This is a genomic window from Paenibacillus sp. FSL W8-0426 (assembly GCF_037969725.1).
Taxonomy (GTDB): domain Bacteria; phylum Bacillota; class Bacilli; order Paenibacillales; family Paenibacillaceae; genus Paenibacillus; species Paenibacillus hubeiensis.
The window spans coordinates 2,077,691-2,097,447 of the sequence record NZ_CP150203.1 but is presented as its reverse complement, the minus strand read 5'-3'; the positions used below and the strand labels follow the sequence as shown (position 1 = coordinate 2,097,447).

Sequence of the window (19,757 nt, the reverse complement as noted above, 5' to 3'; positions counted from 1 at the left end):
ATGGCAAAAAAAAAAGCATATTCGCTGTCATCGGGACAGCAGAACATGCTTTCTCTGCAAAACAACATATGATAAAGATTAACCTTCTTTATTGAAAGGCTCGTCCGCAATTTTAATGGAATCTGTAGGGCAGCCGTCGCATGCATCCTGCATGTCGTCGAACAGGTCGTCCGGAATGGCTACCACGCCTCTGTTGGCATCGCCGTCGAAAATCACTTCTGCCAAACCTTCATCGTCGTAATCATAGATGTCGGGTGCCGTTGCTCCGCAAGCGCCGCATGCGATGCATGTATCTTTTTCAACCCAAGTATATTTGCTCATTACAATCTCTCCTCCTAAAATTCAAAAACGAACAGTGATTTTATCTAGAAACATATTAATACAAAGCAAGAATAATTACAAATCATTTTAACGACTCAAGACTTCATTATGCCTCATTTACTCCGGACTTTGCAAGTTGTCTTTTTGAAGCGACGTTCCGCGAACCTTGTGATTTCGAAGCAGGACGGAAGGGTCATCCCCAAGCATGCCTGCCGTGACGACGGCATTTTCCCCGAACTTGTCCCGAAGTTGGTCCATGATGCGAATCAGGTTTTCCTTTTTTGGCTTTTGCTCATAATCGAACAAATCCAGCTGAACCGCGCTCTCCTCGCGTGGAATCAGATTCTGAAGGGTGATCCCCAGCATCCGGACAGGCTTTCCGTTCCCCCAGTGCCTGGCGAAAAGGGTACAGGCTTCGCGGTAAATGACGGTTGCGTCTTCGGTTGGCACATCCAGCATGCGGGATCGGGTAATCGTCTTCATCTCGGGTGTTCGAATGGTGATTTGTATGCCTTGGCTCAGCATCTCGTGCCGGCGCAGTCTCCTTCCCACTTGGTCGCTTATATTCAGGAGGACCCGATGCACGTCGTCTATTTCGGTGATATCGGCAGGCAGCGTGGTGGTGTGCCCGATGGACTTGTTTGCTTCCCGCTCCGGCTGAACGGGCGAATGATTGATGCCTTGCGCCGAATTTTTCAACCAGGTCCCGTTGATGCCAAAAACGTCGACCAGCATCCGTTCATCCGACTGCGCCAACTGGCCAATCGTTTCGATTCCTATTTTTTTCAATTTTTCCGCCGTTTTTCGTCCGATGCCAAACAGCTCCCCGCATGGTTTCGGCCACAGGATATGAGGAACATCCCTCATGCGCAGTATCGAAATGCCATTCGGCTTCTTCATATCGGATGCCATTTTGGCCAACAGCTTATTAGGCGCAATGCCGATCGAGCAAGGAAGCCCGAGTTCGTCACGAATGCGGCGCTGAATCGTTTCGGCAATGTCAAGCGGGGTTCCAAACTGCTTCGATCCCGTAATGTCAAGGTAACACTCGTCGATCGAGGTGGCTTCCAACTGCGGCGTGAAGCTATATGCAATTTGCATGAATGCTCTCGAGTACTGCCGATACAAATGAAAGTCCGGGCGAATAACGATCAAATCCGGGCATTTGCGCAGTGCCTGGTGGACGACCATACCTGTAGAAATCCCCTTGCTTCGGGCCGCATAAGAACAGGTCACGATCACGCCCTTGCGCACCTCGCTGCTTCCAGCTACGGCCGTTGCCTTGCCCCGGTACAACTCCGGTTCCTCGGCTTCATGCACGGAACAGTAAAATGCGTTCATGTCGACATGCAAAATAACCCTTCCGGCTGCAGGATAGTAACGCTCCACATCAGCATGCCGGGTTCTTTCGGAAGACAATGACATCCCGCCCTTCGTACGGTCCTATCGTCTATTTTCTATAGACCTGCTTCCCATTATACCAAGGAACGTTATGTAAAATCATGTATGCAGCGAAAGGGCTGGGCATGCACAATCATCGGAATGCACCTATTGTATGCTTTTCAACTGCCGCAAAGTGTGTTCACCGTCACGCAAAACCATTTGTAACATCAAAATGAGAATTGCATGTGGCATTTGGCGGCAATGGTGCTATAATAATAAATTATACAAATTCCCGAAGGTAGGACAAATTCATCTTGCGAATTTAATACAGTGTAGCGTTGCAGGATCGAAGGATTCACCCAAACATAACGAAAAAAAGTAGCTTTACCTTTAAAGGAGGATCTTCATGTCAAAGGCCATTTCCATCTTCGATACGACTTTACGTGACGGCACGCAAGGAGAGGGCGTCAGTCTGTCCGCGGACGACAAGCTCAAAATTGCCAGAAAGCTCGATGATCTGGGTGCCCATTATATTGAAGGCGGAATTCCGGGCAGCAACACCAAGGACATTGAATTTTTCAAACGGGTCAAAGAGTTGCATCTCAACGCCAAAATCGTTGCATTTGGCAGCACGCGCCGCAAAGGCAGCATTGCAAGCGAAGACGCAAACCTGAAGCGAATTCTCGAATCAGGCGCGCATGCGGCTACTTTGGTGGGCAAATCATGGGATTTCCACGTGCATACGGCACTGCAAACCACATTGGAAGAGAATCTGTCCATGATATATGATTCCATCGCCTTTCTGAAACAAAACGGCATGGAGGTCATCTTTGATGCCGAGCATTTTTTTGACGGGTATAAACATAATCCCGATTATGCAAAAGCCGTCCTGAGCAAAGCCCACGAAGCCGGAGCGGATTGGCTGGTGATGTGCGATACGAATGGCGGAACGATGCCGCATGAGGTGTATGAAATCGTATCCGTCATGGCAAACCGCCTGCCCGAGGCCTATCTCGGCATCCACACGCATAACGACTGCGAATTGGCGGTGGCCAACACGTTAAGTGCCGTACAAGCTGGCGCCAGACAGGTGCAGGGTACGATGAACGGGTATGGCGAGCGTTGCGGAAATGCAAACCTTGCCTCGATCATTCCGAACCTGCAATTAAAAATGGGATACGAGTGCGTTTCCCAGGAATCCATGAAGCAACTGACCAATGTGGCCCGTTATGTCAGCGAGATCGCCAATGTGAACATGCCAACCAACCAGCCTTATGTCGGCAATTCGGCTTTTGCGCACAAAGGCGGCATCCACGTCTCCGCGATTTTACGGGATTCCCGCACATATGAGCATATCGAACCGGAACTCGTCGGCAACAAACAGCGCGTGCTGGTGTCGGAGCTGGCGGGACAAAGCAACATCGTATCCAAAGCGCAGGAGCTGGGTCTTGAATTCGATCCGAACAGTGAAGATTCCCGCCAGATCATTAACAAAATCAAGGATCTGGAGCATCAAGGATATCAATTCGAAGGTGCGGATGCCTCCCTTGAATTGCTGATCCGTGAAGCGAATGGAGACATTCAGGAGCTGTTTGCCTTTGAGTCGTTCAAAATGCTCGTGGAAAAAGGAGCCGGCAAGCCGGTCGTTTCCGAAGCATTCGTGAAACTGAACGTAGCTGGTTCAAGCGTATACACTGCTGCAGAAGGAAACGGTCCGGTCAACGCGCTGGACAACGCCCTTCGGAAAGCGTTGGTGCAGTACTTCCCTTCCCTTGCTCATATGCACTTGTCCGACTATAAGGTGCGTGTACTGGATGAAAAAGATGCAACGGCCGCCAAGGTTCGTGTATTGATCGAATCCAAGAACACGGAAGATACGTGGAATACCGTCGGCGTTTCGGAAAACGTCATCGAAGCTTCCTGGGAAGCTCTCGTACACAGCTTCCGTTATGCGCTGCTTCAGGAAGAATTGCAGGACGGGCCCGGCATCGTGCACACTGCCGCTCATGGTCTTAGCAATCATTAAGGCGAAATGGCTATTTCCCGGAAAATATGATGCATTGCACAACAAAAACACCTTGTTTCTCCATTCGGAAAACAGGTGTTTTTGTTTTTTTCTTGCCATTATCCTTTAATCAATTTCTTGATCTTCTTCTCCAATTCCTTTTCAGGCAGGATGCCGAGAATAATCTCTTGCACGACCCCATTCCCATCAATCAACACGTTCGTCGGGAAAGCAACACCGTTATATTTGGCGTAGGCCGATCCATCCTCATCGAGTAAAATCGGAAACGTAAGCTTATAGTTGTCCACAAATGCCATCGCATCTTTCAGTTTGTCATAAGGCGTTACATTCACACCGTAGACGTCGAGATCATTTTGATATTTGGCAGCCAACTGGTTGAGTCCAGGCGCCTCTTGTTTGCACGGCTCGCACCATGAGGCCCAGAAATTGACGAGGATCGGCTTCTCTTTTGCTCCGCCTGCCGTATACGTCCGGCCATCCATACCCTGAAGCGAAAAAGCAGGCGCCAGCAAACCGGCCTGCGGCCCGGTCTTCGTGGGCAACGGCTTCTCCTGGCTGAACACAGCGGCAATCTCTTCACCTTTATTTTGAGCGACGGCTATGCCTACCAACAGCACAACCCCCAAAATGATGTACAGATTTCTTCTCATGGCAAGCCACCTTTGATTGTAATCGCAAAACAAAGCCACGATCCGGACTTGTCCCCTCCATGCTGCAAACGCATTCCTTGAATACGATGACATTCGTCCTTTTATATTGTACCCTTTTCGTTTAAAATTTTACAATCGACACCAGACAAAAAAGGACCCCTGCCGAAGCAGGAGCCAAAGAGAGAGGGGTGAATACAAATGGCAGCACTTCACGGACAGCAAAACATGATCTACATCCCCCGCTCCATAGAGCAGGAAATGGCGAGGCACATGTTCTCTTCACTGCCGCAAGAAGCCTGCGGGGTTGTGCTGGGTGAAGCTGCAGCGGGCGGCATGCGAATCAGCCGGTTTAAGCCCATTCGCAACGTAGCGCCTGACCCGCTGCATCACTTCGTCATGGACGAGGCTGAATGGATACGCTGCGTGTTCCAGGAAAAGCAGCTCATCGGCATATTTCATTCCCATCCGCGCACCTCTCCGATTCCATCGGCGAGAGACTTGGACAACCTCCCCTCGTTTGCGGGACTGCTGCGTATCTATCTCATCGGGTCACCCGTTCCAGCAAGCTCATCCAATGCCCGGATGCTGCTCGGCGGCTATGAAATCATGAAAGCGCCGGAAAAAGGCAGCCTGTCAGCCTCGACTGAATCGTATGCCTTGCAACCAACCCCCCTAAGCGTGACTTAACTGGGTATACAGATCGCCTAACGTTTCCACGTTTTTGCGAGTCATGTCTTCCAGATAACATGACCACAGCTGCGCCGTCATTCTCGCATCCTCAAGCGCATGATGCCGGCCTTGGATCGGAATGCCGCGGGACTCCAGCAGCTCATCCAGCCCATATCCCGGGCGCTGCGGCTCCAGCCAGCGTGCCAGCATCATCGTATCGATCAACCTGTGGGTCAGCCTTACCTTGGATGTTTTCCATAATGCAGCGTTCAGAAAAGCGCGATCATGGGCACTCGCGTGGGCGACAAGAACGTTGCCGCCCACAAAGGACATGAAATCATGAAGCCCTTCGAGCAATGTAGGCGCATCCGATGTCATTTGCTGAGTGATGCCGGTCAATTCGGTAATGTGCGGAGGAACGGCCGTTTTGGATTGGACCAACGTATAAAAATGTTCTCCTTCCACAACCTCCCCGCCGCAAATGCGTACCGCACCGAACGAAAGAATTTCATCCCCGTGCTGCGGGGAAAAACCCGTCGTTTCCAGATCGAACACGACCGCATTAAGCTCGCGCAGCGGCGTATGCAGCGCCTCCGGCTTCCGCTGCTCCCGCATCATCGAGCGGATAAAGGCCATGTGTTGCGCCGTAGGGGCCCCCATCATGGAAGCGATGGCGGAAGGCACCCCTCCCTGACGCAGCGAATTCCAGAATCCAGTACTGCCCCTAGCCGGCTCTCTCATGAACGTCTCCTTTCCGTGAAACGCAGCTGTCTTTGAAGGGCACGATGTACCCTCCTAACCAGTCCCAGCGTTTCCCTGAGCTCAAAATGCACTTGTTTTTGCTTTAGCTGTTTTTCATCCAAAAACCCGCTGCTGTGCTGCAACCCGTCCTTTAGAGCAATCGGCGTGCTGCGCCTCAGCTTGAGCGCGCTCATGAATGCCCGCTGTGCCGCATCCGACAGCGTCATCGGCACGGCTTCAAGCACCATCAGCCGCTGAAGCCGTTTGAGCGTTGACGTCTCTTTGATTCCATGCTGAAGTGCAAGGAAACGTGCACTATTCACGAGAGGAATATAAACGCCGTATTTCACATCGAAACCGCCTGCGTGTTCGCCAAACCGCTCAGTGACGACCTGGCCCAGAATGTTAAGCGTAGCTTTATGTTTTACCGTATTGCGAAGCACGGCATCCGACAACTCCGGCACGGTTCTAAACCCCTCGTAGAACGCGGCAACCCATTGCTCGGCGAGACTCTGCTCACCTGCCACAAATCGCATATCCGATGCGATGATCAGATTGCGAACAGGTTCCCAAGCCAGATCCGTTCGCCAATCATGCAATTGCTTCTTCCATGCCTCCAGCGTTTTGCGCCACAACGCTTCCGAGCACATGACCTTCCCTTCGCACTTGGCATAACCTAGTTGTTCCAGCGTATCGCTGAGCCGAAGTCCCAATTCCGCGAAATAGGCTTCTTTCCCGTCATGCGGGGCATCATCGATGATCATGCCGTTGTCCTGATCACTCCACAATGTTGCCTCTTCCCTGCCCGAACTTCCAAACACGATAAAGGCATAGGGGACGGGAGGCTGACCGAAGCCCTCCTCTACCATCCCCTGAATGCACAGCTCCACTGCTTTCCGATAAATCCGGTCATGCAGCTCATTTACCGTCTGGTACCACTCGATCGGCGACAAGGAAGCGGACAACAATCCCTGGAGCTCATTCTGCAATAATACGCGCGCCTGGCGCAGTTCTTCAAAAGAAGAAGCACCGTCAATTCCTTCAAAGGACCAGGATTGATTGATATACGGAATGGGTTCCATCATGTCCAGCCTCCTTGCAGCGTGATTCATTTCAATGCCCACCTTTTAGGAGCTGAACGTTCCGCTTCCCGATTTATTTTCCAGACTTTTCATTTGCTCAGGATAACCGTAAGTCCCATGCTCACTCATGTCCAGACCCATGGTCTCTTCTTCCTCCGTAACACGAATGCCCATAATCGCTTTCATTCCGCCCAGGATGATGAAGGACAATACCAGCACAAAGGCAAATGCGCCTACGAGACCGAGCAACTGAACTCCCAATTGATGGAATCCACCACCGTAGAACAGACCCGCTTGGCCTACTCCTACAGTTTCGGCAAGTTCCGGCGTTGCGAACAAACCTGTGGAGATTGCGCCCCACATACCGGCTATACCATGTACGGAGAACGCGTAGATTGGATCATCGATGCCTTTGCGGTCAAACCATTGAGCGGTAAAGAATGTAATAATTCCTGCCAAAGCACCGATGACCAAAGCGGCCCAAGGTTCAACGAAGGCACAAGCACCTGTAATGGCTACGAGCGCCGCAAGCACACCGTTCAGCATGCTAGGAATGTCGGATTTGCCAAGTACTGCCCAGGAAATCAGAAGTGCAGCTACACCACCAGCCGCAGCAGCTACGTTGGTCGTCAAAGCGACGTAACCGAAGAATCCGTCTCCCATTGCAGACAGCGTGCTGCCCGGGTTGAAACCGAACCAACCGATCCAGAGGATGATGACGCCAAGCACAGAATAGACTTGGTTGTGACCTGGAATAATGTTAGGTTTACCGTCTTTGTTGTATTTACCGATACGAGGTTTCAATAGAATCGTTGCTACCAGCGCTGCAGTGGCACCCGTCAAGTGAACGACGGTGGAACCTGCGAAGTCTTGCATGCCCAGTTCCGCGAGCCAGCCGCCGCCCCATACCCAGTGAGCGACAACAGGGTACATGATGATGGTGTACAGGGCTCCAAATACGATATATACGCTCATTTTTGCACGTTCAGCCATGCCACCACACGCAATGGCCAAGGATACCGCCGCAAAAGCGAGGTGGAATACAAATTTGACGGTCAGCGGTACATCGGAAAAGGCCAGGGATTCAAAAGATGCTGCCATTTGATCTCCGCTCAGGAAGAAACCTGTCGTTCCGAAAAATCCATTTCCGTTGCCGAAGCCAAGAGCGAATCCGAATGCCCAGAAGGCAATGACCGAAATTCCCAATGTCAGGATGGTTTTACCCGCAATATGTCCTGCATTTTTCATTCTTGTGGAGCCTGCTTCAAGTAAAGCAAATCCCCCTTGCATAAAGAACACCAGCACTACCGCCAGAAACGTAAAGGCCGAGTTCAACCCGCTTTGGAGTTCGACGTTCGTCGGCCCCTCGGCTGCCGCAAAAGCACTGACCGGGAAAGCCAACAAGGTAAGCATTGCTAACATCGAAACCAACCATTTCTTTCTCATGTACCCCACTCCCTCAAGTGTTAGTTTTCTTCACATGTCGTGAAATTCTTAATGTCATTATAAGCAGGAGTCAGGAAAGTTGACAAGGGTTTTTTCAGCAAATCCGAAAATATTTTATAGCCATAAAGTCTTACGTCTTTTTCTTGTACTTAAGTACATAATCATGTCCAATAAGCACATAGACATAGATAACACGATCCCTTTTTGCTAAAGCGTAACGTTTGACTGTATGGTTAAAAATCATGTATCATATCTATAGATCGTAATGGGGCGGATGCCGCTTTACCGCAATCGGAATGACCAATTCCCTACATTTGAACTGCAAAAGAGGTGAATATCATTGGGGGATATGAAACTGTTTCGGATTGGCGAACTTGCCAAGACCGCTGGTGTGAGCGAACGGACGATTGATTATTACACCAAATTGGGCCTGATCGCTCCAGAAGAGCGCACCGAAAAAAATTATCGTCTCTATAGTAATGAAACCTTAACTAGGCTGGAACGTATTGTACAGATGAAGCAAGAGAAGTATAGTCTCGAAGAGATTAAACAGACGCTGGAAAAGTGGAGCCTGGTAAGCACCGAAGAACAGGTTGCAAGCAAACTGTCCAGCCTGGAGCTTCATGTTCAACAGCTCGAGCGGGAAGTCAACGAACTTAAGCCGCTGCTTGGAGAGATGAAGCCCTCACAATCACGCAAGATGATCACCGGACTTCTCGCGAAAAGCGCCGGCACGATGGAAGCGTTGAAAATCTTGCTCGAAAACACCATGATGTAATATTTAAGAAAGAAAACGGAGGAATGAATATGGGTTTTAACTCGGGTATGCTAATACTGATCATGCTGGCATTCGGCCTCTCTGTTTGGGCGCAATTCCGCGTTAAAGGTACATTTAACCGCTGGTCTGACGTACCGAACCAACGCGGGATGACCGGATATGATGCAGCACGCCACATGTTGGATACCAACGGCCTGCACGACGTTCCGATCGAACCTGTTCGCGGCGCGTTGTCTGACCACTACGATCCAATTAACCGCGTCGTCAGGCTTTCGGAACCTGTATATTACGAAAATTCGATCTCGGCCATTTCGGTCGCTTGCCACGAAGTAGGCCATGCCATCCAGCACAAGGAAAGTTACCCTATGCTGGCGCTGCGTCACCGGATTTTCCCGATCGTGAACTTTGCATCCGGACTCGCTCCTTTCCTGCTGCTTGGCGGATTTATCTTCAACGCATTCAATCTGATCGGTCTGGGGATCATCTTTTTCTCGGTCACCGTGGCTTTCCAGCTTATTACGCTGCCGGTCGAATTCAATGCCAGCAACCGTGCCAGAGAAATTATGGTATCCGAAGGTTACATTCGCAATGAAGAGGAGAAAGGCGTAGCGAAGGTACTTAATGCCGCAGCTCTTACTTATGTGGCAGCAGCACTGATCTCCCTGCTGGAGTTGATCCGCTATATCGGTATCTTCAACAACCGCGACTAATGGTCGTTTGTAGATCATACAACAAAAACAATACCCCGTCCTGATCAGGACGGGGTATTGTTTTTGTGCAAGCCGAAATAATTAAGCAGGAATGTGCGAAAAGATTGAGCGACAAGCGGGAGTTTGTCATCTGCACGATGAATTAACCCAATCGTTCTCGTCACTTTCGGTTGGGAAATAGCCACATGGGCCGGCTGCAATGGTTTGGTTTCAAAGAGGGACATTTCGGGAAGCAAGCTAACACCCATTCCTGCAGCTACCAGTCCCCGAATCGTGTCCGTCTCTTCCCCCTCGAAGGCAATTTTTGGCGTAAACCCTGCCTCCAAGCAGGCATGCCAAACAATCGGGCGCAGAGAGTAACCTTTGCTGAACAATACAAATTTGTCATCTTTAAGCTGCTGCAGCTCGATTTCATTCTCGCCGGCCAACGGATGATTCGGAGGAAGAATGGCGTGCAGCTCTTCCGTCAACACAATGTCCCCCGCTACCTGATCATGCTTTTCGGGAAACGGAGAAATGAACGCCAGATCCACTTCAGCCGATAATACGTCGCGAATGAGCGTGGGAAACATGCCCTGTTTAAATCTGAATTTAACGTTTGGATAACGCTGCCGAAATGCCGCCACAACCGAGGGAATCAAATGAATGCCCAGACTGTGCGGAAAACCGATGCGAATCTCGCCATGCTCCGGGTCCAGAAATTCATGCACTTCGCCCACGGCTTTATCAAGGTCTTTCAAAATACCTTCGACCCGTTTGCAAAAAAGCTGGCCAACCGGAGTCAGCTGCAAATTACGACCCTTTTGCATAAAAAGGTCAACACCCAACTCCTCCTCCAACTGGTGAATTTGGCGACTCACGGCAGATTGCGCCACATGCAGCTCTTCTGCAGCCTGAGTTACATGCTCTTTCTGTGCCACCTTCACAAAGTAATGCAACTGTCTTAATTCCACTCGCCTGATCTCTCCAATCTGCTATTACCCTTCTTATCCTACTTTGTATACTCCATGAAACTTTAAACGCTACCTCTTCAACATGCGGGGTTTCCATAGTCTGATCATTAGGCCATAAATGAAAAATCCGCTGAGCAAACCGCCGAGGTGAGCCATCCAGTTAACACCCGACATAGCAATCGAAAAAATGATCCCGAACACAAGCAGCGTATACAGGGTTTTGCGCGACGCTTCATCCATCATCGACCGTTGGAATAAGGCGACGTACAAAAATGCCCCATAGATGCCATAGATCGCCCCTGATGCCCCTACGGATATCGTGAGCATATTTGCGGAATTATACCATGCCACCGATATCACATTCCCTAACACGCCGCTTGCAAGATACAGCACCCCATACCTTAACGATCCTAACAGCCGCTCCATAGGAGGTGCAAACACAATCAACGCAAAGCTGTTGAAAAATAAATGGTCAAAACCCGAATGCATGAAAATGGACGTGATATAACGCCACCACTCTCCCTCAAAAGACGGATCGTTCGTCACGGCGCCATACTCCAGTAACGTTCTAAAATCTGTCGAACCGCCATTAAAGGACAGCACGATGAACATAATAACGTTGGCCAACAACAACAAAGATGTCAGCGGGAAAAATTTCAAATAACTCCGCCAGTTCTCGTACCGAATAAATATCATAGGTCTATAGGTTCACTCCACCCTTTTCGGAACACCATTCGGTGAACCGAATCATAATCATGAAACGGCCTCCATATTGGACAATGCCTCTCATAAAAGATTATAATGGATTTTGGCACGGATCACCAATTAAAAGGAGGAACATTATTATGTCACAAGAACGTACAGGCGTAGCCACATTCAAAGGCAACCCTATTACTCTGATCGGCCCTGAATTGAAAGTGGGCGATCAGGCACCTGATTTCACACTGAGCAAAAACCTGCTCGAAGACGCAACTTTGAAAGACTATGCCGGAAAAATCAAACTCATCAGCGTTGTTCCTTCCCTGGACACCGGAGTATGTGATGCACAGACACGCCGCTTCAACGTGGAAGCCGGAGAGCTCGGAGAAAATGTGGTTGTGTTGACCGTGAGCGTTGACCTTCCGTTTGCGCAAGAGCGTTGGTGCGGGGCTGCTGGTGTGGATCGCGTTGTCACCCTGTCCGACTACAAAACGCGTTCGTTCGGCCAAAGCTACGGCGTCCTGATCAAGGAATTCCAATTGGACATGCGTTCCATTTTTGTTGTAGATGCCAACGACAAAATTACATATGTGGAATATTTGCCTGAGATGGCGGATTCCCCGAACTTTGAACAGGCTATTGCTGCCGTCAAAGCTTTGCTGTAAAACAATGCTGCGCATTCAGAACAAAAGCGAGGAAGGTTTACCTTCTCTCGCTTTTGTTTTTTTGATCCTCAGTCACTCATTCATGCACTTTAAACTGAGCCAGCTTCTTGTCGAGCACCGAGAATAAGTTCAGGATCGTTCGATAATTGGAGCCCAAATCCCCAAAAGATCCCCGGGAAGCCGAGTACATATCCACCGCGCTGCGTACCGGACTTACCGAAATGATCGACACCGTAATATCCATCGTTCTGCCAAACGACGTGCGCTTTTCCAGAATAATTTCTCCTACCGAAGGCACTTCATGCAGCACACGGTATCCGGGAATCTTTTTCAGCGTCGAAGACACTTCTTCAAAGGCTTTATCTTTGGACATGTTATAATACCGCGTTTTCATCTTGGGATCCTTGGCTCGATCACTGGTCCCTTCCATACTTCGGATGATGCCAACGAACGTTCTCTTTAATGACAAGACCCTTCCCCCTTTAAATGTAACCGTTCCATTTATGTATACTAGTGTATCATTGTTCAGGTAGTAACAAAAGAGCATGAAGCACTTTTAACAAAACCAGAATGGTTTACGCACAAAAAAAGCACCCTGAATTCCTTCCAAAGGAAGCAGTCAGGGTGCTGTACGTCTGTTAGAGAACCCGCCTATGCCGTCCGGCTACATTGTCTTATGAACCTGCTTGGCAGGTGGGTGACCGCAAAAATGTGTTTGAAGTCCCCTTGTCATATAGACAGGGCTTTTCAGCAACATTCTATGTAGATCTCCCGAAGACATCATCATTGGTTCAAAACAACGATTAACCGAAACGTACATCGCAGGATGTACAGTTATTATATCCCTAACCGCGGCAAAAGTAAATGCCGCTCATCAAGATTATTTAACCTGCTCCCGATCGGATTTATCGGCAGGTCCCTCACTGGCCGGATTTCCGTCTGCCCGTTCGTCCCCTTTTTCCTCAGCCAGAGCCGCTTCCTCTTCTTCCTTCTGCAGCTGCATCTTCTGCATTTGTTCCTGCATCTTGTTAAATGTGGCATAGAAGTTGAAGAAGGCAAACCAGGCAACAATGCTAATGATGAAGAAGATGAACAATACAGGATAACTAAAGCCGATATAGAACAGCAATCCGCTTCCGAGCAGTGTGGAAAATACGCGGAACGGTCTGATCAGTGTCAAAAGCACCGCATTTTTGATAATGAGTCCGATGGACATATGATAGTGAACAACCATCGAGAAAAAGTTGAACAAGGACACAAACAGCAGCAGCAGCAAAATCAACATAATAATACCGACAAGCTGCATGTTTCGGAACTGCGTCATGTAAACCGTATAATCCAGATACATGACAACAAACAGCACCGTGTAGAAAATACCCCCGAGCAAGCTCTGTTTGTAATTTTCCTTGTACCCTTTAAAAAAAGTACGGAAAATCGGTACATCCGTATCTCCCATATTCCACTTCCGGACAACCGTGAACAGTGCCGAAGTCGCCGGAAAAAGTGTAAGCGGTGCCACAATACCGATAGCCCAGTTCATTTGCAATGATTCGTTGGCGAGATTCTGCTGCATCACCAGCAGCTTCATGATCAAGAAAAACAAGAACGGCGACGAGCAAATCGCCCACAACAGGTTGGTTGCGGCCAGTCTCGTAATCCACTCTGTCAGCCGATAGATCCCGCCCATAGCTCCTTTAAATTCCAAACATTTCTCCTCCTCCACAGCCTTGCTTCTAACGTAAACTCTAATATTAATATACTCTATTCTGGATAGGAAAAGCCAGCACTTCCCGAAAAGAGCTGTCTAAGCGAGCTGCCTGCATAAGCAAATCATCCGTATCGTTAACCTCGGCTCAGAAAGTCCCTGCCCGAAGGCAAAACAAAAGAATGGAGCAGGAAACCTGCTCCATTCTTAGTCATGCTTTATTATTCGAAAGAAGACTCCCGTGCAGGGCGACGTCCTTCATTGTTGTTTGTGCGCGGTTTGCGGTCACGGTTATAGCCACCTTCGCGGTTGCTGCTTCCGCTGCTGTAGCGATCGCGGTTATATCCGCCACGTCCGCCATTGCTGTTGCGGTCGCGGTTATATCCGCCGCCGCCACCGCTACGGTTGCCGTTGTAACCGGATGGTTTGCGTCCGCTGGAACGCACATCTGGTCTGCGGCGTTTTGCACGGATCGGATCTTCCGGCGTCAATTCGATTTGCGCATCCTTTTTGTCGCCAGTCAGCAACTTCAATGCCGCAGACAACAATTGAACGGAATCGTATTGTTCCAGCAATTGAATGGCAATGCCTTTGTATTCGTTCAACTCGCCGGTTTGCATGATTTCAAGCAGACGTTCTGCAGTTACGCGCTGTTTGCCTTCTACTGCTTCAGCAAGCGTAGGCAGCGGTTTGCGCGGAATGCGATGGCGCGTCACGCGTTCGATGAAGTGCAGGTGATCGATCTCGCGCGGAGTAACGAACGACCATGCTGCGCCTTCTTTACCAGCGCGGCCCGTACGGCCGATACGGTGAACGTAGCTCTCCGGATCTTGCGGAAGGTCAAAGTTCACAACGTGAGTTACGCCGGAAACGTCCAGACCACGCGCCGCAACGTCCGTTGCCACGAGAACGTCGATGCTGCCGTCACGGAATTTGCGCATAACGGTATCGCGTTGATTTTGAGACAAGTCACCATGCAGACCATCAGCGGAATAACCGCGTTTTTGCAACGCTTCAGCCAATTCGTCCACACGGCGTTTCGTACGACCGAACACGATGGCGAGCTCCGGGGATTCCATGTCGAGCAAACGGCTCAACGCCTCAAACTTCTGGCGCTCAGGCACTTCAATGTAAGCCTGGTCGATCAGAGGTGCACTAACTTGTTTTGGAATGACGGAAACATGCTCTGGGTTGTTCAGGAATTGTTGAGCCAATTTCTGGATGTTAGGAGGCATTGTCGCTGAGAACAACATGGTTTGACGATCGTCCGGCACTTGCTTCAGGATGGATTGGATATCTTCCATGAAGCCCATATCCAGCATTTCATCCGCTTCGTCCAGTACAACGGTTTGTACGTCTTCAAGCTTAATCGTTTTGCGGTTGATGTGATCCAGGAGACGTCCTGGCGTACCGATGATAATTTGTGGTTTTCTTTTCAGGGCACGGATTTGGCGAACGATGTCTTGTCCGCCGTAGATAGGCAGGGAGCGCAGGCCCTTGAAGCGGGTAAGTTTTTCGATCTCTTCGGCAACCTGAATCGCAAGTTCGCGGGTAGGCGCCATGATGAGGGCACGGATTTTTTCGTCGTTTTTGGAAATTTTGCTGATCAGCGGAATACCGAAAGCAGCCGTTTTACCTGTACCTGTTTGAGCTTGACCGATCAAATCACGGCCCGTCAGAGCTACTGGAATCGATTTTGCCTGAATCGGAGTCGCTTCTTCAAATCCGAGTTCGGTGATCGCTTGCAGCACCAGTGGTTCCAAATTGAATTCTGAGAAATTTGTCAAAATTATTCATACTCCTTCTATAGGGTGGACATGGTGGACAATCCACTTTGTTGTCTGTATTCTTAAGTAGCGTTAATATTTATAGGGTTTCCCACAACGCCGATTTCATTTCACCAATTTTACCTTGTTGCCGAATTCGTGAATGGGCCCCCAACATAAGACTAAAACTACATAGCATACGTTGAAACACTTTAAATTTTAACCGTTCCAATTGGAAAAAGTTTCCTACTCAAGAATATCCACAAATTATTATATCACAAAACAAATCAAGATTACCAGCGATCTGATTCAAAACTAAAATGAGGTGATTAAATTGCCCAAAATGATTTGGCATTTTCTGGCGATCATCGTTGGCGCGGCTGCCATTGCGTGCGGCTTTAACTGGTTCTTGATTCCCCATCAGCTCCTTAGCGGCGGGGTTTCCGGCATATCCATGCTTCTTGGCTACTTTACGGCATTAAATCTGAGCGTGATGTACTTTGTCCTGAATATTCCACTGCTCATTGCAGGCTGGTTCATTCTCGGAAGGCGCTTTATTATACTTAGCATTGTTTCGGTCCTAGCCACTTCGTGGTTTATCGGCTTTCTGCCAATCATTACCGTAGCGGACGACCCATTGCTGAGCTGTGTTTTCGGGGGAGTTCTGGTCGGACTGGGAACAGGCATTTCATTCCGGGTTGGCGGCTCGACCGGCGGTCTTGACATTGTCGGCTCGATCTTTACCCGCAATCGCGATTTTCCGATCGGAACCGTAATGGCCGGCATGAATGGGGCCATTATTTTGCTTGCCGGTTACCTGAACGATGACTGGAACATCGCCCTGGCCTCCATTTTGTCGATATACATTACAGGCAAAGTGCTCGATCTCATCCATATCAGCCATGTCAAAGTCACGCTGTATATTGTGACCAACGAAACCGAGGCCATGCTCAAAAAAATGCTTGTACACAAGCGCGGCGTCACCAAAATCAAAACGCAAGGAGCATACACCGACATTGAAAAGGACATGTTAATGACAGTAACCACGCGGTATGAACTCGTCGAAGTCAAACGCATTATCAAGGAAACCGACCCAAACGCATTTGTTAACATTGTGGAAACGGTTGGCGTAATGGGCTCGTTCCGTAGAGGATAAAGGTTTCTGTCCGATTAACAATTCGTAACTTTGTGGTATAATAATGGTGCACAGCTCCTAAATATGATTGTATAGCAGGGAACTGCCCTTCAATTTCACAGGCCTTATGCTTTTCCAATTCTCGCCGAATGAGTTACCATGTTTGGAATTCGAGTAGGAAAGGGTGATTGTTGTGGAGATGGAAACGGTGAAACTGTTAGAAATCGTCAACAGATGGTGCCCTGAGATGCTCCCTTTCTTGAAACCGAATGAGCTGGACTCACTCATTGTCCTCCGGGATGGAATGGGCATTCTGGAGCAAGGGGACGCAATGGAAATTATTCAATACAGTATTTGCGAACATCAGAACGAAAGTTTTATTCAATAATTCAAAGATGAACAAATCGCCTTCAGCCGGGAATGCCCGGTTGGAGGCGGTTTTTGTTTCCCCGTCTATTCAAACGAATGAAAATCCTCTACAATGAATAGCTGTGCGCTTTCAATACGACAGCTTGATGATATTATTCAGAACAGAGAGGCCTTTCACGTGAACATGTTAACAACGAGCTTTTCGCAAAAAATCAAACCGTTTTTGATCATATTTTTACCGATCTTCACGACGCAAATATCGCTGTCTGCCATGTCGTTCTTCGATACGAACATGTCAGGGCGCTTCTCTCCCGCCGATCTGGCCGGCGTCGCTATCGGCACAAGCCTCTGGATGCCCGTTCAGACCGGGCTTAACGGCATTTTGATGGGGATCACTCCCATCGTTTCGCACCTTCTTGGCTCCAAACGCTATGACGAGATCGGCCGCAGCACGTTGCAGGCCCTATACCTTGGCCTCGCGGTTGCACTGATTGTGCTCGGCGCTGGCGCTCTGCTGCTAAACCCCGTTCTGGACGCCATGCCTCTGGACTTCCGGGTTGCAGAAGTCGCTCATGGATTTTTGAGCGCGCTTGCTTTCGGCATTCTACCGCTGTTCGGGTATACCGTGCTCCGCAGTTTCATGGATGCGCTGGGGCAAACGAGAGTCACGATGCTGATTACGTTGATCTCCCTTCCGATCAACATTGTTCTGAATTATTTGCTGATCTACGGACGCTGGGGTTTTCCCGCATTGGGCGGGGTCGGAGCAGGCGTTGCAACGGCAAGCACCTATTGGTTGATTTTTCTGATCAGCATATTTTTTGTGCATCGGATTCAGCCGTTTGCCCGATACGGAGTTTTCCGAAAATGGTGTGGCGTATCGCTGAGCAAGTGGAAGGAATTGCTGCGAATCGGCATCCCGATCGGGTTTGCCACCTTTTTCGAAACTTCGATCTTTGCCGCCGTCACGTTGCTCATGAGCCGATTCGATACGGTAACCATAGCGGCGCACCAGGCGGCGCTGAATTTTGCATCAACCTTGTACATGCTGCCGGTAAGCATATGCATGGCACTTACCATCCTTGTCGGCTATGAATCGGGAGCAGGCCGCGTGAAGGACGCCAAACAATACAGTCTCCTAGGCATTGGAGGCGCAGTGCTGCTTTCTCTGGTTACCGCCGCTCTGCTCCTGATATTCGGCGAAACGGTAGCCCGGCTGTACTCCAAAGAAGCCGACGTCATCGGGCTAACCCAGCACTTTTTGATCTACGCCATTTTTTTCCAGATTTCAGATGCCATCGCAACCCCGACGCAAGGCGCGCTCAGAGGGTACAAGGATGTAAATCCTGCTCTGATCATTACGTTTGTCGCTTATTGGATTATCGGCTTGCCCGTCGGCTATCTCATGGCAACGTACACATCCTTCGGCCCGTTTGGGTACTGGATCGGCCTGATCGCTGGTCTTGCTGTGGGGGCTGTCGCTCTCTTGTATCGCCTGTTTGTCGTGCAGCGTATGGCGGCGCAGCAGAACAGCAACCACGTTCAGCAACGATAAACCGATGACGCTCCGCATGCGGTGCATAAAGAAAGAGCACGGCCCACTTCAAGTGGTGCCGTGCTCTTTCTTGCATGATGCCGGATTTATTGGGACAGACGAATCGCAAGCTCGTAAGTGTCCAAATCGAATTGTTTTTTGGTGTTGACCACTTTATCGATGTCCGTCAATACAAGCTCGCCTTTGATGATTCCGCAAGCTTTGTCTGTTTCTCCCTCAATCAGTGAGCGTACGGCGAAATCGCCCAGACGGCTGGCCAGGTTGCGGTCAAACGGCGTTGGAGTCCCGCCGCGCTGGATATGTCCCAACACGGTTACACGCGGTTCATAGGTCGGGCAGCGTTCCATCAATTCTTTGGCTACATCTTCGCCTTTTCCTACACCTTCGGCAACAACGATGATACTGTGGCGTTTGCCATGTGAAAAGTTTGCTTTCATGCGCTCTGCCACTTCGTCCATGTCGAATGGAACTTCCGGCACCAGGATCGTTTCCGCGCCGGAAGCCAGGCCGGCATGCAGTGCGATATCGCCGCAATGGCGTCCCATAACCTCAACAATGGAAGAACGTTCATGGGAGGACATCGTGTCGCGCAATTTGTTAACCGCATCGACAACTACGCTAACCGCTGTATCAAAGCCAATGGTGTAATCCGTAAACGAAATGTCGTTGTCGATCGTTCCAGGAAGTCCCATGGTGTTAATGCCCAATTTGCTCAATTTGTTTGCCCCGTTGTAGGAGCCATCTCCACCGATCACGACCAGGCCGTCAATGCCGCGCGCACGCAGAATGTCCGCCCCTTTTTGTTGTCCTTCAGCGGTGTAGAACTCTTTGCAGCGGGCCGATTGCAAGACGGTTCCTCCGCGCTGAATGATATCGCCAACGCTGCGCAAATCCATAGGGAAAATGTCGTTGTTGAGCAAACCCTGGTATCCACGCTGCACGCCGTAGACTTCCAGACCATGGTACAAACCACTGCGAACGACGGCACGAACAGCTGCGTTCATTCCTTGTGAGTCGCCACCGCTCGTTAGAACTGCGATTTTTTTTACTGCTGACATGATGTTTCTTCCTCCTCTAGTTTCACTTCAGGCTCCCGCAACAAAA

At 49.7% G+C, this 19,757-nt stretch carries 20 protein-coding genes and 1 other RNA gene; 8 read left to right on the top strand and 13 right to left on the bottom strand.

What is annotated here, in order from left to right; translation table 11 throughout:
* Positions 1-78: 78 nt before the first annotated feature.
* Complete coding sequence (locus MKY59_RS09675) at positions 79-321, bottom strand: ferredoxin (protein WP_236418054.1); 243 nt, start codon at positions 319-321, stop codon at positions 79-81.
* Positions 322-438: 117 nt separating this feature from the next.
* Positions 439-1,746 carry a DNA polymerase IV gene (locus MKY59_RS09670; RefSeq protein WP_339277280.1) on the bottom strand — a complete coding sequence of 436 codons (1,308 nt, stop codon included), beginning with the start codon at positions 1,744-1,746 and terminating at the stop codon, positions 439-441.
* Positions 1,747-2,110: 364 nt separating this feature from the next.
* On the opposite strand from MKY59_RS09670, the gene cimA reads away from it, so the two are divergent.
* Complete coding sequence (gene cimA / locus MKY59_RS09665; RefSeq protein ID WP_236418056.1) at positions 2,111-3,730, top strand: citramalate synthase; 1,620 nt, start codon at positions 2,111-2,113, stop codon at positions 3,728-3,730.
* A gap of 98 nt (positions 3,731-3,828) precedes the next feature.
* Here the strand turns inward: cimA and MKY59_RS09660 are convergent, their stop codons facing one another.
* Positions 3,829-4,380, bottom strand: a complete 552-nt coding sequence (locus MKY59_RS09660; RefSeq protein WP_236418058.1) for a TlpA disulfide reductase family protein — start codon at positions 4,378-4,380, stop codon at positions 3,829-3,831.
* A 198-nt stretch (positions 4,381-4,578) separates the two neighbouring features.
* On the opposite strand from MKY59_RS09660, the gene MKY59_RS09655 reads away from it, so the two are divergent.
* Positions 4,579-5,067 carry a M67 family metallopeptidase gene (locus MKY59_RS09655; RefSeq protein ID WP_339277277.1) on the top strand — a complete coding sequence of 163 codons (489 nt, stop codon included), beginning with the start codon at positions 4,579-4,581 and terminating at the stop codon, positions 5,065-5,067.
* On the opposite strand, the gene MKY59_RS09650 is transcribed toward MKY59_RS09655, so the two are convergent.
* The 3 genes from MKY59_RS09650 to MKY59_RS09640 are packed head-to-tail and all read right to left on the bottom strand — an operon-like array spanning position 5,053 to position 8,318.
* Positions 5,053-5,790, bottom strand: a complete 738-nt coding sequence (locus MKY59_RS09650; RefSeq protein WP_339277275.1) for an exonuclease domain-containing protein — start codon at positions 5,788-5,790, stop codon at positions 5,053-5,055. The two genes, MKY59_RS09655 and MKY59_RS09650, sit on opposite strands and share 15 nt — an antisense overlap.
* A complete protein-coding gene (locus MKY59_RS09645; RefSeq protein ID WP_339277274.1) occupies positions 5,787-6,875 on the bottom strand; it encodes a DUF294 nucleotidyltransferase-like domain-containing protein in 1,089 nt (362 codons plus the stop codon). The genes MKY59_RS09650 and MKY59_RS09645 overlap by 4 nt, the downstream gene beginning before the upstream one ends.
* A gap of 42 nt (positions 6,876-6,917) precedes the next feature.
* A complete protein-coding gene (locus MKY59_RS09640) occupies positions 6,918-8,318 on the bottom strand; it encodes an ammonium transporter (RefSeq protein ID WP_236418073.1) in 1,401 nt (466 codons plus the stop codon).
* 349 nt (positions 8,319-8,667) lie between these two features.
* Here MKY59_RS09640 and MKY59_RS09635 point away from each other — a divergent pair, with 349 nt between their 5' ends.
* Positions 8,668-9,096 (top strand): MerR family transcriptional regulator, encoded by a 429-nt coding sequence (locus MKY59_RS09635; RefSeq protein ID WP_236418524.1) that lies wholly within the window; start codon positions 8,668-8,670, stop codon positions 9,094-9,096.
* Between the two features lie 29 nt (positions 9,097-9,125).
* A complete protein-coding gene (locus tag MKY59_RS09630; RefSeq protein WP_236418075.1) occupies positions 9,126-9,806 on the top strand; it encodes a zinc metallopeptidase in 681 nt (226 codons plus the stop codon).
* Positions 9,807-9,850: 44 nt separating this feature from the next.
* Here MKY59_RS09630 and MKY59_RS09625 read toward each other — a convergent pair whose 3' ends face one another.
* Both MKY59_RS09625 and MKY59_RS09620 read right to left on the bottom strand, forming a co-directional pair.
* Positions 9,851-10,759, bottom strand: coding sequence for a LysR family transcriptional regulator (locus MKY59_RS09625; RefSeq protein ID WP_236418077.1), 909 nt, complete (start codon positions 10,757-10,759; stop codon positions 9,851-9,853).
* 69 nt (positions 10,760-10,828) lie between these two features.
* Complete coding sequence (locus MKY59_RS09620; RefSeq protein WP_236418087.1) at positions 10,829-11,455, bottom strand: rhomboid family intramembrane serine protease; 627 nt, start codon at positions 11,453-11,455, stop codon at positions 10,829-10,831.
* Positions 11,456-11,604: 149 nt separating this feature from the next.
* Between MKY59_RS09620 and tpx the strand changes: the two genes are divergently transcribed.
* Entirely contained in the window at positions 11,605-12,123 is a 519-nt protein-coding gene (tpx, locus tag MKY59_RS09615) for a thiol peroxidase (protein ID WP_236418089.1), read from the top strand.
* 76 nt (positions 12,124-12,199) lie between these two features.
* Here the strand turns inward: tpx and MKY59_RS09610 are convergent, their stop codons facing one another.
* The 4 genes from MKY59_RS09610 to MKY59_RS09595 all read right to left on the bottom strand — a co-directional run bounded on the left by MKY59_RS09610 (position 12,200) and on the right by MKY59_RS09595 (position 15,615).
* Positions 12,200-12,592, bottom strand: coding sequence for a DUF1499 domain-containing protein (locus tag MKY59_RS09610; protein ID WP_236418091.1), 393 nt, complete (start codon positions 12,590-12,592; stop codon positions 12,200-12,202).
* Positions 12,593-12,763: 171 nt separating this feature from the next.
* Positions 12,764-12,954, bottom strand: a non-coding RNA gene (gene ssrS / locus MKY59_RS09605) — 6S RNA.
* Positions 12,955-13,003: 49 nt separating this feature from the next.
* Entirely contained in the window at positions 13,004-13,828 is an 825-nt protein-coding gene (locus MKY59_RS09600; RefSeq protein WP_339277273.1) for a DUF624 domain-containing protein, read from the bottom strand.
* A gap of 221 nt (positions 13,829-14,049) precedes the next feature.
* The gene (locus tag MKY59_RS09595) at positions 14,050-15,615 is read right to left on the bottom strand and encodes a DEAD/DEAH box helicase (RefSeq protein WP_339277272.1); all 1,566 of its coding nucleotides are present in this window, start codon (positions 15,613-15,615) and stop codon (positions 14,050-14,052) included.
* 313 nt (positions 15,616-15,928) lie between these two features.
* Here MKY59_RS09595 and MKY59_RS09590 point away from each other — a divergent pair, with 313 nt between their 5' ends.
* The 3 genes from MKY59_RS09590 (at position 15,929) to MKY59_RS09580 (ending at position 18,653) form a co-directional block, all read left to right on the top strand.
* The gene (locus MKY59_RS09590; RefSeq protein ID WP_236418121.1) at positions 15,929-16,750 is read left to right on the top strand and encodes a YitT family protein; all 822 of its coding nucleotides are present in this window, start codon (positions 15,929-15,931) and stop codon (positions 16,748-16,750) included.
* 178 nt (positions 16,751-16,928) lie between these two features.
* A complete protein-coding gene (locus MKY59_RS09585) occupies positions 16,929-17,117 on the top strand; it encodes a hypothetical protein (protein ID WP_236418123.1) in 189 nt (62 codons plus the stop codon).
* Between the two features lie 165 nt (positions 17,118-17,282).
* A complete protein-coding gene (locus MKY59_RS09580) occupies positions 17,283-18,653 on the top strand; it encodes an MATE family efflux transporter (protein ID WP_236418526.1) in 1,371 nt (456 codons plus the stop codon).
* A gap of 86 nt (positions 18,654-18,739) precedes the next feature.
* On the opposite strand, the gene pfkA is transcribed toward MKY59_RS09580, so the two are convergent.
* Positions 18,740-19,711, bottom strand: coding sequence for a 6-phosphofructokinase (gene pfkA, locus MKY59_RS09575; protein WP_236418134.1), 972 nt, complete (start codon positions 19,709-19,711; stop codon positions 18,740-18,742).
* Positions 19,712-19,757: the final 46 nt, after the last annotated feature.

What these genes read in the sequence shown, in the direction of transcription:
- MKY59_RS09675 (WP_236418054.1), bottom strand. Translation starts at nt 321, where the DNA reads ATGAGCAAATATACTTGGGTTGAAAAAGATACATGCATCGCATGCGGC.
- MKY59_RS09670 (WP_339277280.1), bottom strand. Translation starts at nt 1,746, where the DNA reads ATGTCATTGTCTTCCGAAAGAACCCGGCATGCTGATGTGGAGCGTTAC.
- cimA (WP_236418056.1), top strand. Translation starts at nt 2,111, where the DNA reads ATGTCAAAGGCCATTTCCATCTTCGATACGACTTTACGTGACGGCACG.
- MKY59_RS09660 (WP_236418058.1), bottom strand. Translation starts at nt 4,380, where the DNA reads ATGAGAAGAAATCTGTACATCATTTTGGGGGTTGTGCTGTTGGTAGGC.
- MKY59_RS09655 (WP_339277277.1), top strand. Translation starts at nt 4,579, where the DNA reads ATGGCAGCACTTCACGGACAGCAAAACATGATCTACATCCCCCGCTCC.
- MKY59_RS09650 (WP_339277275.1), bottom strand. Translation starts at nt 5,790, where the DNA reads ATGAGAGAGCCGGCTAGGGGCAGTACTGGATTCTGGAATTCGCTGCGT.
- MKY59_RS09645 (WP_339277274.1), bottom strand. Translation starts at nt 6,875, where the DNA reads ATGATGGAACCCATTCCGTATATCAATCAATCCTGGTCCTTTGAAGGA.
- MKY59_RS09640 (WP_236418073.1), bottom strand. Translation starts at nt 8,318, where the DNA reads ATGAGAAAGAAATGGTTGGTTTCGATGTTAGCAATGCTTACCTTGTTG.
- MKY59_RS09635 (WP_236418524.1), top strand. Translation starts at nt 8,668, where the DNA reads ATGAAACTGTTTCGGATTGGCGAACTTGCCAAGACCGCTGGTGTGAGC.
- MKY59_RS09630 (WP_236418075.1), top strand. Translation starts at nt 9,126, where the DNA reads ATGGGTTTTAACTCGGGTATGCTAATACTGATCATGCTGGCATTCGGC.
- MKY59_RS09620 (WP_236418087.1), bottom strand. Translation starts at nt 11,455, where the DNA reads ATGATATTTATTCGGTACGAGAACTGGCGGAGTTATTTGAAATTTTTC.
- tpx (WP_236418089.1), top strand. Translation starts at nt 11,605, where the DNA reads ATGTCACAAGAACGTACAGGCGTAGCCACATTCAAAGGCAACCCTATT.
- MKY59_RS09585 (WP_236418123.1), top strand. Translation starts at nt 16,929, where the DNA reads ATGGAAACGGTGAAACTGTTAGAAATCGTCAACAGATGGTGCCCTGAG.
- MKY59_RS09580 (WP_236418526.1), top strand. Translation starts at nt 17,283, where the DNA reads ATGTTAACAACGAGCTTTTCGCAAAAAATCAAACCGTTTTTGATCATA.
- pfkA (WP_236418134.1), bottom strand. Translation starts at nt 19,711, where the DNA reads ATGTCAGCAGTAAAAAAAATCGCAGTTCTAACGAGCGGTGGCGACTCA.